The organism is Halalkalibacter sp. HAAS-P014 (assembly GCF_056619965.1).
In genome coordinates this window covers 32,648-46,611 of sequence record NZ_JBWQTV010000025.1, presented here as the reverse complement: position 1 = coordinate 46,611, position 13,964 = coordinate 32,648, and the positions used below count along the sequence as shown (strand labels likewise).

Here is a 13,964-nt window from a genome sequence, read left to right as displayed (position 1 = left end):
TAAAACAAAGAAGAGCTTGTTCAAAAGAGAGATATCTTTTGAACAAGCTCTTCTTACTTTTTATATGTTAGTATTTTTTCAATAAATAACGCAATGGAATAACTGAAACAAGAATAATCAATAAAGCAGCAGGTGCTGCTAGGTGATAGATTGCTTCATTCGCTTCAAAGTACACTCTTACTGCTAATGTATCAAAACCAGGGGGACGTAACATAAGAGTAGCTGGAAGCTCTTTGATTGAACTAACAAACACAAGCGCCCCACCCGCTAAAACACCAGGCAAGATCGTTGGAAAGATGACTTTAAGCATGACCTTCCACGGAGGATACCCTAAACTCCTTGCAGCTTCATCGATTCTTGGTGAAACTAGGCTTAATGACGCCTCTCCTGCTTGCATCGCTTGTGGTAAGAATCGAACAACAAATGCAAGAGCGACCATATAGAACGTATTATATAAAATAGGGATATGGTTGTTAAAGATAAACACCATTCCAAGCCCGACAATGACACCTGGAAGCGCATAGCCAGCGTAACTTAACTTATCAATAAAACTTGAAATAATTGATGGATAGCGTGATTTTAAATAAATAATCGGCATTGCTAGTATCATACACAACAGGGCAGCAACACCTGAAACTTTAATACTGTTCCAGGCAAATCCAAAGAACCGTTCATCTAGCGCCCCCATGCCTATTCCTATAATAGACCAATACACCAATACAATAATCGGTAATACAACAGATATAATAAATACCCCAACCACATAAACAATCGCTAAAGGCTTCCATTTACCTAGAGACAATGTTTCCGGCGCTCTAAACGTATTTGCAGTCTGGTAATACTTATTTTTCTTTCTTGTACGTGATTCAATCCATAAAATTAAAATCGTCAAAGCTATTAGAACCAAACTTAATACCGATGCAGAAGCGGTGTCGAAGCTAGCTCTTTGGAAATAAATCGCAGCAGTAAACGTTACATACCGGAGCATGGCTATTGCGCCAAAGTCCGATAATACATATAGTGAAATCAATATAGCACCAGCACCAATGGCCGGACGCAAAAACGGCAAATTCACTTTCCAAAATATTTGTGCTGTACTCATCCCTTGTGAACGGGCGACTTCTTCAAAGTTACGGTTCATCTTTCGAAGGGAAGCACTTGCAATCAAGAATACATAAGGATATGTAAACATCGTTAAAACGAAAAACACACCCCAAAATGAATAAATGTTTATAGGATAATTACCAAATATGTTAACTAACCATGGAGTATCCCTCCAAAAATCACGTGCCCATCCACTCGGTCCAAAAAGGATAATGTATGCAACAGCACCCACATAAGGTGGAATCACGAGCGGGAGAGCAAGTACCCATTGCCACATCTTTTGCCCAGGTATATCCATACGTACAACAATCCAGGCTAAAGAAACTCCAATTGCCACAGCACAGACCGTCACGGCTACAGTCAATGAAAATGTATTCCATAATAATTGTGGAATCCTTCCATCTAATAATCTCATCCAACGGTCAGCACCGGCAAATAATGAACGCCACACTACATAAATAATGGGAATAGACATAATAAGCGCAACAATCGCACCAAAAAGAAGCAATATTACACCCGGAGGATTCCCCTTCCAAATATCAAACCACTTCTTTCGGAAGAAATGGAGAAGGGTTGGGGAATTCTTATCCCCAACCTTGGCATTATGATCATGATTAAGTTTTTTCTCATTTCTATCTTTGTTGTCCATTTTGCCCTCTCCCAAAGTCAAGCATCAAGGTGAAAATTTATCTTAATTCAAGATCTAATCCTGAATCTTCAATTAAAGCTTTTGTATCTTCAAAATAGTTTCCTAATTCTTTCAAAGGCATATCTTGGATCTTTAATTCCGCAAAGCTCGTTGCTGCCTCATAAGGAGGATCTAGTTCAGGGTTAATAGGAAGCTCTAATGAATCACCAACAAATGCCAGTTGATTCTCTGTTTCTAAAACCCATTCAATAAATGCTTTTGCATTCGTTTCATTCGGCGCCCCATTTACAAGACCAACACCAGCAGCATTCGCAATAGCTCCCATTTCATCTTCGCCTTGGTCAGGATAAATAAAGCCAACATTATTATCCGATGGTTCTTCTAACTGTTGGTGGTAATAATAGTTATTTACTAATCCAAAAGCGTGCTCACCAGCACCTACTGCTCTACGGATATCACCATGTCCATCAAAAATTCCGGCTGCATTATCTTTAATAGACGCAATCCACTCTGCTGTTTTCTCATCGTCCCACTCATAGCGTAGTGCTGAAACATTTCCAATCATACCACCGTTACCACCACGAGTAATTGCGTATCCATTTTCAACATCTGCCCATTTTGCATCAAATAAATCTTCCATGCTTTTTGGCATTTCTTCTTCAGAAATCATATCTTTATTGTAAATAAAGCCACGTGCTCTTGCTGATAAAGCAATCCATGCATTATCGTCAGCACGATACTGTTCATCAATTGACTCTACACCTTCTGGATCAAATCCTTCTAGCAAGCCTTGCCCATTTAAATACTCTAGAGCTCCAAGATCATTTGAAATAAAGACATCTGCTTGAACATTACCTGCTTCCTCTTGAAGTTGAAGAGGGTCAGCTCCATGAAGAGCTAATACTTCAATGCCAGTTTCTTCTGAAAATTTGTCAAGTAAAGGCTGAACAAAGTTTTCGTTACGAGATGAGTATACTACAATTTGTCCATCAAGATCTACTACCTCTTCGCCTGTTTCTTCCGTTTCTACATCACCCGTAGCTTGATCATCTGTTTCTTCTGCAGTGTCATTAGCCCCACCGCAAGCTGCAACAACAAAAAGTGACATAACTAAGATTGCAAATAAAAATGTTTTTAGAACCTTGTTCATCTTTCTCCCCCTATGAATATATGTATTTTAACACTCGATAATGATATTCATTATCATCAAAACCTTACAAGAAGAATTGTAACCGATAATGATAATTGTTGTCAATTACATTTTAAAAAAATTTTCAATAGACTGAAAAGTAACTCATGCATAATGAGTCACTTTCCAGTCTATGCCTCCACTAACGCAACAAGTTCCGTTGTAATATCAAACGAAATAATTGAACCTACCTCGACGTCTTTTTCAATCGGGGCATAAACGACCATTGGTGGAGAATCCAGATGTTCACCTAACTGTACTTCCACCTCTTGGTACTCCCCACCATAGGTAACACGAATAACACGACCAGAGTAACTTCCATTCTCAGCTAACCGACAACCTTCTGGGCGTATCGAAACACGAACGTCATCCATTAGCATTTCACTTTGTTTCGGCAGCATGACACGGCCAATATACGTATCAACATGCTTTAAATCTGGACAAAGCGTCCCTTGCAAAAGATTCGTTTTGCCAACAAATTGAGCAACAAAGCAGTTTTTTGGGCAACGGTACATTTCACGTGGAGATGCTATCTGTTGAATGACCCCTTGCTTCATAACGACTACACGATCAGATACAGCAAATGCATCTTTTTGATCATGAGTGACAATAATCGCTGTTGTATTAGCCTTTCGCAAGATAGACGTAATATCATAGCGCATTCGTTCACGCAAACCGGCATCTAAGTTACTAAATGGTTCATCCATTAGGACAACATGAGGTCGAGGCGCTAATGCTCTTGCAAGAGCAACTCGTTGCTGCTGGCCTCCGGAAAGTTCATTTGGGAATCGCTTACCATACTCACTCAACCCGACTAATTCAAGAACTTCTTTAGCTCTCTCTTTCTTCGCACGAGTACTCCATTTAGTTAAACCAAATGTTACATTTTTCTCTATTGTTAGATGTGGGAATAGTGCATAATCCTGAAAGACCATACCGATTCCTCGCTTTTCTGGAGGGAGGTACGTTTTATTTCCAAACACCTCTTTAGTATCAATAGTAATTGACCCAGTCGTCGGTTGTTCAAAACCGGCTATCATGCGTAAAGTTGTTGTCTTCCCACATCCACTAGGACCTAGGAGCGTGATTATTTCACCTTTTTCAATTTCTAAGTCTATGTTATCGACAGCAGGTGACTCAGCTTGACTATAGACTTTTGTTAGCTGCTTTAGTTGGATAAAACTCATATGTACCCCCCTCTTTATCATCGGACTTGAGAATGAAAATCAATATACTTAAATCTTATCATAGGTATTTTGTAAGCGTCAACGAAAGAAAAAATTTCCTAATACTAAAAAGTCGAGACAAAGAGGCTACAAAAAAGGGAAAAGCCGTACCTTTTTATGTAGCCTTTGTGCGTTAAAAAGACAATTATGTTAACACTACCTTATATAAGGTTTTTTCTTGAAAAGCGTTTTACTTACACTTCTTTTTTTTGTAGAGTAGATAAGTACGAATGGTGAGGTGAAGGTATGGTTGCAAATATGACAGAAGATCAATTACTAGTGCTTGTTATCAAATATGTAAAAGAAGGAAAACGCACGCTCATACAAGAGTTATTAGATGAGCTACATCCATATGATTTTGCACAGCTTTATAGAGGATTGCCAGAAAAGCATCATCATAAGTTTTTAATGTTTTTAACTCCTTCTCAGGTTGCTGATCTGATCCAAGAGCTTGATTACGTTATGCAAATTGAGATTCTACATAAGCTAGGGATTGAGCGTTCTTCAAAAGTAATGGACCATATGGACAATGATGACCTTGCTGACCTTTTAAATGAGTTGTCCATAGACAAAATCCAAGAGTTTCTTGATAGCATGAAAAACGAGGACTCCCAAAACATTCAATCGTTAATGAGTTACCCAGCTGATACTGCCGGTGGGATAATGACAAATCAATTCGTTTGGATTCACGCTGATCAGACGGTTAGACAAGCAGTTGATAAACTTAAGGAATATGCAAATTTCTCAGAAAACATTTATTACCTCTATGTTATTAATGATGAAAAAAAACTGGTTGGGGTTGTCTCTTATCGCGATTTATTAATCGCTGATTTGCAAGATGTTATCGAAGATCTAATGTTTACACGCGTGGTATCTGTCCACGTAGGTGATGACCAAGAAGAAGTTGCCAAAATCATTGAACGATACGATTTTATCGCCGTTCCAGTTGTCGACGACCTCAACATTTTAAAAGGAATTATTACGGTCGATGATGCGATGGATGTTATTATACAGGAAGCCAATGAGGATATTGAAAAGTTGTCCGCTACTGGAAAGGCAATTGATTTTCACACGAAGGCTGTCACAGCTTCTGTTCGTAGACTACCGTGGTTAGTCTTGTTATTATTTATCGGACTTGTTTCCGGAAGTATTATTAGTGGGTTTGAGGAAACACTCGAACAAGTGGTAGCCCTAATTTTCTTTATGCCTATGATTGCCGGTATGACTGGGAACACAGGGACACAGTCCCTCGCTGTAGTCGTTCGTGGAATCATCACACATAATACTGACCGTAAAACAGTCATCAAACTCGTTTTACGTGAATTCCGTGTGGGGATTATTATCGGTCTTACGTGCGGTGCTTTAATTTTCTTAATTGCTTACTTTTGGATAGGGAATCTTATTTTAGGGTTTGTCGTAGGGACTTCGTTATTAATAACCTTAATCGTCGGTACGTTAGCAGGAACTATTATTCCATTAACGTTAAATCGTTTTGGAGTTGACCCTGCTGTCGCCTCCGGTCCACTTATTACAACATTAAATGATATTTTCTCCCTTATTATTTACTTTGGGATTGCAACAGCATTCCTTACTCAACTTTCTGGTTTATAACGAGTAATCCAATAATTACACACAATAGATGATGCGATGTATGATCTATTGTGTGTTTGTTCTTTAAGATACCTTTTAAATTTGTTTTATCTCGTTACTATGTCACCGATAATCCAATAGCCTAGACCGTATAGCACTACAATGGCTGTAATAATAATAAATAATGTTTTATTTGAAAACTTCATTGTTCGACCCCTTTTGCTTAGTCTTTTTTCGTAAGTATACTATAATTTACTCGATTTAGGCTTTTGATAGCCTCTGTACTCTAAAGTACTTGTCCATTAAAACACTACGAAAAGGATACGTCCTTTTCCGTTATTTTATAATTAGCACAGAGCATGGTGCACGCTTAACTACTTTATAACTAACACTTCCAAGAACCATTTGCTGAATTGAATTTAACCCTCTACTCCCTATTACAATAAGGTCTGCTCGATGATTGCTGGAAAAATTCACAATTGTCTTCGCTGGTTCTCCCATGATAACCCGCACTTCATAATAAATTCCTTCATTACTCGCACAAGTTTCCACATACTTAAACTTTTCCTTTCTCCTCTCGGCAATCTCAAAGGTATTCCATACTTCTAATACATCTGGCTTTAAGGTTATTCCATCAACAACATGTACAATATATACATAGGCACCTGTTAACTGAGCTAACTCTATCGCTTTTATCGCTGCTCGTAACGATTGTTCTGAACCATCAAGTGCCACGACTATTTTCTTGAACATACGAAACCCCTCCCCGATTTATCATCTCTTTATTTTATGAATGGGAAGAAAATCGGTTCCTTATCGGGGCCTTACGTAAAACATACTTTAACAGTTAAGCCATACATTTTAGCAACCTTATGATGAAATTCAAAAAAAGAGCTATTTTCATCTGAATGTCAAGAAACTAAATTAAGTGGTTTTTTTATTTAATTTGGATACTTTAAAAGAGATTGATAATTCAAATATGGAGGTGAAGTCCTTATGCTATCAAGAAGGCACGTATTATTTAATCTCATTATCATATTCATTCCATGGGCATCGGTACTATTTATAGGAAAGCGCCATGTTAAACGATATTTTTTAGCGAGTTTTATCATCGGTATTTATGAGATTATAAGTCATGTTTATGGACACAAACGAAAGTTTTGGGAGTTTTATGATAAACCCAAATCATTTATCCGGGATGAACTTCCTTTTGATATAGGCCCTTATATGCCGGTTTCTATGTGGCTCCTTAAATCTTCGTATGGAAATTTCAAAAAGTTTGTCGTATTAAATGTTATTGCTAATGGATTTTTTGCGTTTCTCTTTATGCCGTTCCTCAAAAAAATAAAAATTATTCGTTTACACCGGTTAAACTATTTTCAATTCTTTATCTATATACACTACAAAGCGTATCTTTTGTATGGGGTACAATATTTGTTAGAGAAAAACTTCAAGAAATAAGTAGGAATTTGTTGGCGATGTCTTCTGAGAATAAATAATATAGGGAAGCGATGCTCAATTACGATGCATCGCTGTTTTTTTTATGAAGTTTGCGAAGGGAATGATTTCACTCCTTTAATGAGGGACAGTCGAAAATTAAAGGTTGAAATCGCCTATCATATTATTTGTATACCTTCTGCGCGTAACACCTTCCGAAGCTCTTGGACAAATACAAGCGCCTGCTCACCATCTCCATGAACACAAACCGTATCAGCTTCAATCGGTACGACTGTGCCATCAGTTGAAATCACTATTCCTTCTTTTACCATTAGAACTACTTGGTTTACTGCTGCTTGTAAGTCATGAATCAATGCGTTGTTATTCCGACGTGGGGTAAGCGTCCCGTTTGCCTGGTACGTCCTATCTGCAAACACTTCATTAGCAACAGACAAACCTAATTGATCCCCTGCTTTAATGAGCTCGCTGCCAGACAAACCAAACAATACAAGTTCGGGGTCTACATCATATACAGCGTTCGCAATAGCTTCTGCAACATCTTTATCCGTTGCAGCTGCATTAAATAATGCTCCATGAGGTTTTACATGCTGCATCTGAACCCCCTGTATACTACAAAAACCTTTTAACGCACTGATTTGATAAACTATAAAATTATAAATATCCTTTTGATCTGTTTGGATCATCCTTCTCCCAAAACCTAGCAAATCAGGAAATCCGGGGTGTGCACCTATCTTCACACCCTTTTCAGCAGCTAGTTTCACTGTTTTTGCCATTACATTATGATCGCCAGCGTGGTACCCACAAGCAATATTTGCAGATGTTATGTAGTCTAAAATCAATTCATCTTGGCCGACAGTAAAAGCACCGAAACTCTCACCTAAATCACAATTCAAGTCTATCTTCTTCATCCCAAAATCTCCTTTAATAGACATTAACAAAACACCCCTAAAGCAGCAACTTGTATCTACTTAATTCTAAACAGCAGAGGAAGGAGCTTTAAAAAATTAAGGCTGACTCGCATACTTTGTTGTTTTCACATGTTCGTTCCATTTCGCTACGAGTAAAAGCTTTCCAATAATAACAATGTTTTTGAAAACAGCCAAAATTAAACAAACATTTATTTAAAGATTCGCTAAATTAAACAAACATTTGTTTAAGAGTTCTCAAAAGGTGACCTTCTCCTTAGCAACAAACTTGCTCGCAATTCTTTGATGAGCGCTTCTCTTTTCATTATACTCGCTTCTGCTTCTTGCAATGTTGTTTTTTCAAACAGTATGCTTTCCCCAGGTTTTGTTTGTGCTATCACGGGAATGTCTACTTCAATAATCTGGCCAATTCTTGGATAACCACCGATTGTTTGTCGATCCGCAAGAAGAATAATCGGATCTCCATCTTTAGGTACTTGTATGGTACCTAACGTAACTGCTTCTGAGACCAACTCAATCGGCTCATCTAACGTTAATGTGGTTCCACTAAGACGGTACCCCATCCTATCTGATTGTGAGGTCACTTTAAATGGGCTCTGAAACAAAACTTCTTGGCTCTCCTTTGAAAACCGCTCAAATTGTGGGCCTATAATAACCCTTGCAACGCGTTTGCCTTGATAAGTTGGTTGGAGAAATGACGTCACACTCCAACTAGTCGTGATAAATGAACGCTCGCTATCACCTTTCAAGTCATACGGCATCTTACCCGAATGTTGCAATTCTATGATATCTTCAGCTTGTAAAGCTCTGCCCTCATATCCCCCTAGTTTTGCACGAAGATACGTACTTTTACTATCGAGCACCTCTTTAACAGCAAATCCTCCCGCTACCGCAAGATAGCTTCTACAACCATTTTTAGCTGCCCCAAATGTTACTATACTCCCCCTCTTAACATAACAAGGTCTCCACAAAGGAAGAGGTTGATTATTTAACATTGGCGATAAATCCCCACCAGTAATGGCAATAAGCATATCTCTTTCAAATCGTAGAGTAGGGCCCACTAATGTAATTTCTAAAGCCGCTTCTCCCTCGTCATTTCCTACTAACAAGTTAGCTACCCGTAAGGAGAAAGGGTCCATTGCTCCACTTACACTTACTCCATATTTTTGGAACCCAGTTCTACCTAGATCTTGAAAGGTCGTAAGTAAGCCTGATCGAAGTACCTTTAAAGCCATGAACGCCCCTCCCTGTAACTAATAAACTCTTCTTTTGTAATAGATTTAAAACGCACGATATCTCCAGCATTTAGTAAACTAGGTGGGTTACTTTCCTTTATAAATAAATCCAATGGTGTCCTTCCTATTAGTTGCCAACCACCAGGAGTTGCAATGGAGTACACCCCCGTTTGTAGACCTGCTATCCCCACTGACCCTTGTGGAATTTCGAGTCTTGGCCTTTTTCCTCTAGGCGTTGCGATACGCTCTGACATCCCCCCTAAGTACGGGAATCCCGGGGCAAACCCAATCATGTACACAAGGTACTCACCACTTGAGTGAATGTGAATGACCTCATCAACAGAAAGACGATTACACTCAGCCACATATTGAAGGTCAGGTCCAAATTCCCCTCCATAACAAACTGGAATCTCTACTTCTCTTCGAATATCCTCATCCTCTGTTTCTAGCTCTAGTACTATTTGCTTGAGTTTCGCACAAATAATGTCAGAAGGGAATGAGTGAAGGGAACGATTAACCTTGCGCGCTTCACCTTCTACTATAGCCATTGGATTATAAAAGACCGTTACACTCGTAAAGGCAGGGACTACCTCACTTAGTCCAGCAAACGGCTCATTTTCTAAACGAGATGTGAGAGCTTTCACTTTTCGGTGTATCTCTAGATTAATTTCTTCTCCGAAATAGACCGATACAGAAGATTCACTTAATGGGATAATCTGTACCTCTTTAGCAAAATCATGAATCAGACGAACCAATTCAAACACTTCCCTTATTTTTTTCCCGAAAGGACGGAACTTGCATAGAATGAAGTGCGTTACTGGCACAAGTTCCTCCGCGGTACTTTTTCTGAGGCTAATACTACTGTTCAGTTCGTTCGTAGTAGTGAGTCAGCTCCACAATCATCGCACCCATTCTTTCTAATTCCGGAGCAACCACCCGATCAATCCCTTCTTCATTCAATGCTTCTTCTGTTACTTTCCCGACTGCAACAGCAAGTACATTTTTCTTGAAAGCATCTACCACTTGATCGGTGTAGCCTTTTTCTTTCACGTATTTAAACAGAGAACGCACTTGAATCGCAGCCGTGAAACAAACAGCATCAATTTCAGACTGAAACAACTCTTGGCAAAATTGCTCAACCGTTTCAAAATCAGGATCAACATGCTGATATGGTAACACTTTTAACACTTCTGCTCCGTTCTCTTCTAAATAATGAATGAGTGCTGGTGCATTTTCCCCATGCAATTGAACGAAAACACGCTTCCCATTAAAGTCTTCCCCTTCTAACGATTCAATTAATCCTTTTATCGTTCCATCATCATCTTTCACATCAGGTGTAACATCAATTTTTTTTAGGGCTGCATATGTTTTATACCCCCTAGAAGCAACTTTCGCTTCACTTACAACATCTAAAAATTGATCACGAATATGTAACTCCTCTGCTTGATCTAAGAGGGCATTTAATCCTATCCCAGTTGTAAAAATAGCCCAATCAAAGTTTCCTTTTACTATCACTTGCAAATCTTTTTTCACTTGATCACCAGCTAAAAACACAGTCCCCTGCAAAGACCTAACGAGAGGCTTTCCATTCTGTCTTTCAATGAGAGTGCTCATTTCTTCTGTCTTTCTAGAAGCAGCTAATACAATTCTCTTTCCATTTAGACCTGTCTTCATCATTTCACTTCCATATCTTCATAATTTACTTCATATATAGATCATTACGATTTCTTACTATAATTATAAGCTTAGATAACGAAGAAAAAAAGTTCAAGCCAAGAACGGCTTGAACTTAAATAAGGAAGGAACTTTAGGTCAATATGCTCAAAAGACAATATAGACGGCCTCATCCAATACTTCTACATTATACTTCTTCACGCAACCTTCATCTGGTGCTTGAACCATTCCGTCTTTCATATTAATCTTCCAATCGTGCAGAGGACAGAAGACGTGTTCACCACTGACAATCCCCTCAGATAACGGACCGTTTTTATGGGGGCAGCTGTTTTGGATTGCTCTGACGGTACCATCCTTTAACTTAAACAAAGCTATCTCTTCCCCCGCTACATTCACTCGTTGCCCTACACCTATTGATAGTTCCGAAAGATTTGCCACTTCTACTTTGTTTGCACTATCCACTTTACCCATGTAATCTCCCCCTTTAGATTAAGAAAGTACTTCTACTTGTTTCTTTTTGAACTCTTGCTGCTTCTCTTCATTTTCAACAATCTCGCTCCAAGGATCTTTACCTGTTGACAACGCAATATCCATTCTTTCAATAAGAGACTTACGACCTTCTTCGTCTTCTAACACCACTTTCTTCATATGATCTAACCCTACACGTTCAACAAAGTGCGATGTACGCTCAAGGTATCTCGCATTTTCTCTGTAATACTGCATGAAGGCACTGATCGTATCAATGATCTCTTCTTTTGTTTTCACTTTACAGAACAAGTCTCCCCCACGCAGGTCAACTCCACCGTTACCACCGACATAGAGCTCCCAACCTCCATCTACACCAACGACTCCAAAGTCTTTTATACCCGACTCAGCACAGTTTCTCGGACAAGCTGATACAGCCATTTTTACTTTGTGTGGTGTATTAATGTACTCAAACTTCTTCTCGAGTTCAACACCAAGACCAATCGAATCTTGCGTCCCGAATCGGCAGAACTGCTCCCCGACACATGTTTTAACCGTTCGAAGCGCTTTTGCATATGCAGAACCAGATCTCATTCCAAGATCGCTCCATACTTTTGGCAAGTCTTCCTTTTCAACTCCAAACAAGTCGATTCGTTGACCTCCTGTTACTTTTAGAAGAGGAACATTGTATTTATCAGCAACATCAGCAATCTTTCTAAGCTGATCTGCATTTGTTACCCCACCATACATTCTTGGAACAACCGTAAAGGTTCCATTATGATTGATATTGGCATGAACACGCTCATTGATAAAACGTGAAGTCGGGTCATCGGCATTTTTAATTGGGTCAACCATTTTCAAATAATAGTTAATTGCTGGACGGCATTTCGAACAACCCTCGTCTGATTCCCAACCTAATACATTCATAACCTCACGAGGATGAGAAAGGCCGAGTTCACGAATTTCGGCAACAACTTCTTCATGTGTATATTCGGTGCATCCACATAATGGTTCAGGAGCATCGCCGACTTCTTCACCAGTTGTTAGCGTTAGTAAGTCCCCGATCAGAGGTTTACAGCCACCACAAGAACGGCCTGCTGTTGTACATTGTTTGACCTGTTCCACAGTCGTTAGGCCACCTTCTGTAATCGCCGAACAAATATCCCCTTTAGATACCCCGTTACAATCACAAATATTGTCACTGTCGGCCATCGCCACAACTGGACTTATTGGCGCTTCTCCACCTTCTGATGGCAGTAGTGCAACTTTGCTCATACCCGAAATGTCTTCTTCATTTCTCATCATGCTTAGCAACCTTGTTGAGTCAGATGTATCCCCAAATAAAACGGCCCCAATAACTTTGTTATCTTCAACGACAACTTTTTTATAAATTCCTTCGAATTCATCATGAACCCGAATCGCTTTTGTTTCTTCGCCGTCTTGGAACTGACCTGCTGAGAATACATTAACCCCCGATACTTTTAATTGAGTATAGACCAGTGAACCTTGATAGCCATGCTTAAGAGCTTGACCTTCAGAGCATATATGGGTAGCTAACACTTTCCCTTGTTCGTAAAGTGGTGCAACAAGGCCATAAGCGATTCCTCTATGCTGCGCACACTCTCCGACTGCATAGACATTCGGCACACTTGTTTGCATAAAGTCATCGACGACAATTGCTCTTTCTGTCGTTAAACCTGCCTCTTGGGCCAATGCGATATTAGGCTTGATCCCAACAGCCATGACGACAAGATCGGTCTTAAACCTTGTGCCATCGGTAAAGGAAATGCTTTCTACACGTTTTTTTCCTTCAATCTCTTTTGTATTTTTATTTAGATGGAATGTCATTCCTTGAGCCTCAAGCTCCTCTTTTAGCATCTTTCCTGCTTGGTCGTCGAGTTGACGTTCCATTAAGTAATCTGCAATATGAATCACATCTACTTCCATATTTAAATTAAGCAATCCACGAGCTGCTTCAAGTCCAAGTAAGCCTCCACCGATAACAGTTGCTCTCTTATAATTTTTCGAAGCATCGATCATCGTTTCACAATCTTTAATATTTCGGAATGCGATCACTCCCTCTTTATCTGCTCCAGGCAGAGGAAGCATGAAAGGATTAGATCCAGTTGCGAAAATTAATTTATCATAAGGCCTTTCAATGCCACTTTTGCTGTAAACAACTTGCTTCTTTGTATCTACGCTAACGACCTTATCCCCAGTAAGGAGTTCAATTTGATTTCCTTCATACCAGTTATAGTCATTTAAAACAATATCATCAACAGTCGTATCACCTTGGAGAACGGAAGATAATAAAATTCGGTTATAGTTTGGATGGGGCTCTTCTCCAAAAACAGTGATTTCAAACCGATTCGGGTCGTTCTTTAAGATCTCTTCAATTGCACGAATTCCAGCCATACCGTTACCAATTAGCACTAGTTTCTCACTCAC

12 protein-coding genes are annotated in these 13,964 nt (G+C 39.3%); 2 read left to right on the top strand and 10 right to left on the bottom strand.

The window, feature by feature from the left end:
• Positions 1 to 67: 67 nt before the first annotated feature.
• The 3 genes from AC1FXZ_RS19605 to AC1FXZ_RS19595 form a co-directional block, all read right to left on the bottom strand.
• Complete coding sequence (locus AC1FXZ_RS19605) at positions 68 to 1,753, bottom strand: ABC transporter permease (RefSeq protein WP_480056816.1); 1,686 nt, start codon at positions 1,751 to 1,753, stop codon at positions 68 to 70.
• A 37-nt stretch (positions 1,754 to 1,790) separates the two neighbouring features.
• Complete coding sequence (locus AC1FXZ_RS19600; protein ID WP_480056814.1) at positions 1,791 to 2,903, bottom strand: extracellular solute-binding protein; 1,113 nt, start codon at positions 2,901 to 2,903, stop codon at positions 1,791 to 1,793.
• A gap of 170 nt (positions 2,904 to 3,073) precedes the next feature.
• The gene (locus AC1FXZ_RS19595; RefSeq protein ID WP_480056812.1) at positions 3,074 to 4,129 is read right to left on the bottom strand and encodes an ABC transporter ATP-binding protein; all 1,056 of its coding nucleotides are present in this window, start codon (positions 4,127 to 4,129) and stop codon (positions 3,074 to 3,076) included.
• Positions 4,130 to 4,414: 285 nt separating this feature from the next.
• Here AC1FXZ_RS19595 and mgtE point away from each other — a divergent pair, with 285 nt between their 5' ends.
• A complete protein-coding gene (mgtE, locus tag AC1FXZ_RS19590) occupies positions 4,415 to 5,779 on the top strand; it encodes a magnesium transporter (RefSeq protein ID WP_480056810.1) in 1,365 nt (454 codons plus the stop codon).
• 315 nt (positions 5,780 to 6,094) lie between these two features.
• Here mgtE and AC1FXZ_RS19585 read toward each other — a convergent pair whose 3' ends face one another.
• Positions 6,095 to 6,511, bottom strand: coding sequence for a universal stress protein (locus AC1FXZ_RS19585; protein WP_480056808.1), 417 nt, complete (start codon positions 6,509 to 6,511; stop codon positions 6,095 to 6,097).
• Between the two features lie 243 nt (positions 6,512 to 6,754).
• Between AC1FXZ_RS19585 and AC1FXZ_RS19580 the strand changes: the two genes are divergently transcribed.
• Entirely contained in the window at positions 6,755 to 7,219 is a 465-nt protein-coding gene (locus tag AC1FXZ_RS19580; RefSeq protein ID WP_480056806.1) for a hypothetical protein, read from the top strand.
• A 155-nt stretch (positions 7,220 to 7,374) separates the two neighbouring features.
• Here the strand turns inward: AC1FXZ_RS19580 and AC1FXZ_RS19575 are convergent, their stop codons facing one another.
• The 6 genes from AC1FXZ_RS19575 to nirB all read right to left on the bottom strand — a co-directional run bounded on the left by AC1FXZ_RS19575 (position 7,375) and on the right by nirB (position 13,964).
• The gene (locus AC1FXZ_RS19575) at positions 7,375 to 8,124 is read right to left on the bottom strand and encodes a 5-oxoprolinase subunit PxpA (protein WP_480056804.1); all 750 of its coding nucleotides are present in this window, start codon (positions 8,122 to 8,124) and stop codon (positions 7,375 to 7,377) included.
• A gap of 245 nt (positions 8,125 to 8,369) precedes the next feature.
• Positions 8,370 to 9,377 (bottom strand): 5-oxoprolinase subunit C family protein, encoded by a 1,008-nt coding sequence (locus tag AC1FXZ_RS19570; protein WP_480056802.1) that lies wholly within the window; start codon positions 9,375 to 9,377, stop codon positions 8,370 to 8,372.
• Entirely contained in the window at positions 9,368 to 10,132 is a 765-nt protein-coding gene (gene pxpB, locus AC1FXZ_RS19565) for a 5-oxoprolinase subunit PxpB (protein WP_480056800.1), read from the bottom strand. The genes AC1FXZ_RS19570 and pxpB overlap by 10 nt, the downstream gene beginning before the upstream one ends.
• Positions 10,133 to 10,235: 103 nt before the next feature.
• Positions 10,236 to 11,051: a uroporphyrinogen-III synthase gene (locus AC1FXZ_RS19560; RefSeq protein ID WP_480056798.1), complete on the bottom strand. Its 816-nt coding sequence runs from the start codon at positions 11,049 to 11,051 to the stop codon at positions 10,236 to 10,238.
• Positions 11,052 to 11,198: 147 nt separating this feature from the next.
• Complete coding sequence (nirD, locus tag AC1FXZ_RS19555; protein WP_480056796.1) at positions 11,199 to 11,522, bottom strand: nitrite reductase small subunit NirD; 324 nt, start codon at positions 11,520 to 11,522, stop codon at positions 11,199 to 11,201.
• Between the two features lie 18 nt (positions 11,523 to 11,540).
• Positions 11,541 to 13,964 carry a nitrite reductase large subunit NirB gene (nirB, locus tag AC1FXZ_RS19550; RefSeq protein WP_480056794.1) on the bottom strand — a complete coding sequence of 808 codons (2,424 nt, stop codon included), beginning with the start codon at positions 13,962 to 13,964 and terminating at the stop codon, positions 11,541 to 11,543.

Excerpts from the sequence above, each read along its gene's own strand:
- AC1FXZ_RS19605 (WP_480056816.1), bottom strand. The coding sequence starts at position 1,753 with ATGGACAACAAAGATAGAAATGAGAAAAAACTTAATCATGATCATAAT.
- AC1FXZ_RS19570 (WP_480056802.1), bottom strand. The coding sequence starts at position 9,377 with ATGGCTTTAAAGGTACTTCGATCAGGCTTACTTACGACCTTTCAAGAT.
- AC1FXZ_RS19595 (WP_480056812.1), bottom strand. The coding sequence starts at position 4,129 with ATGAGTTTTATCCAACTAAAGCAGCTAACAAAAGTCTATAGTCAAGCT.
- AC1FXZ_RS19600 (WP_480056814.1), bottom strand. The coding sequence starts at position 2,903 with ATGAACAAGGTTCTAAAAACATTTTTATTTGCAATCTTAGTTATGTCA.
- AC1FXZ_RS19575 (WP_480056804.1), bottom strand. The coding sequence starts at position 8,124 with ATGAAGAAGATAGACTTGAATTGTGATTTAGGTGAGAGTTTCGGTGCT.
- AC1FXZ_RS19580 (WP_480056806.1), top strand. The coding sequence starts at position 6,755 with ATGCTATCAAGAAGGCACGTATTATTTAATCTCATTATCATATTCATT.
- AC1FXZ_RS19560 (WP_480056798.1), bottom strand. The coding sequence starts at position 11,051 with ATGAAGACAGGTCTAAATGGAAAGAGAATTGTATTAGCTGCTTCTAGA.
- nirD (WP_480056796.1), bottom strand. The coding sequence starts at position 11,522 with ATGGGTAAAGTGGATAGTGCAAACAAAGTAGAAGTGGCAAATCTTTCG.
- mgtE (WP_480056810.1), top strand. The coding sequence starts at position 4,415 with ATGGTTGCAAATATGACAGAAGATCAATTACTAGTGCTTGTTATCAAA.
- AC1FXZ_RS19585 (WP_480056808.1), bottom strand. The coding sequence starts at position 6,511 with ATGTTCAAGAAAATAGTCGTGGCACTTGATGGTTCAGAACAATCGTTA.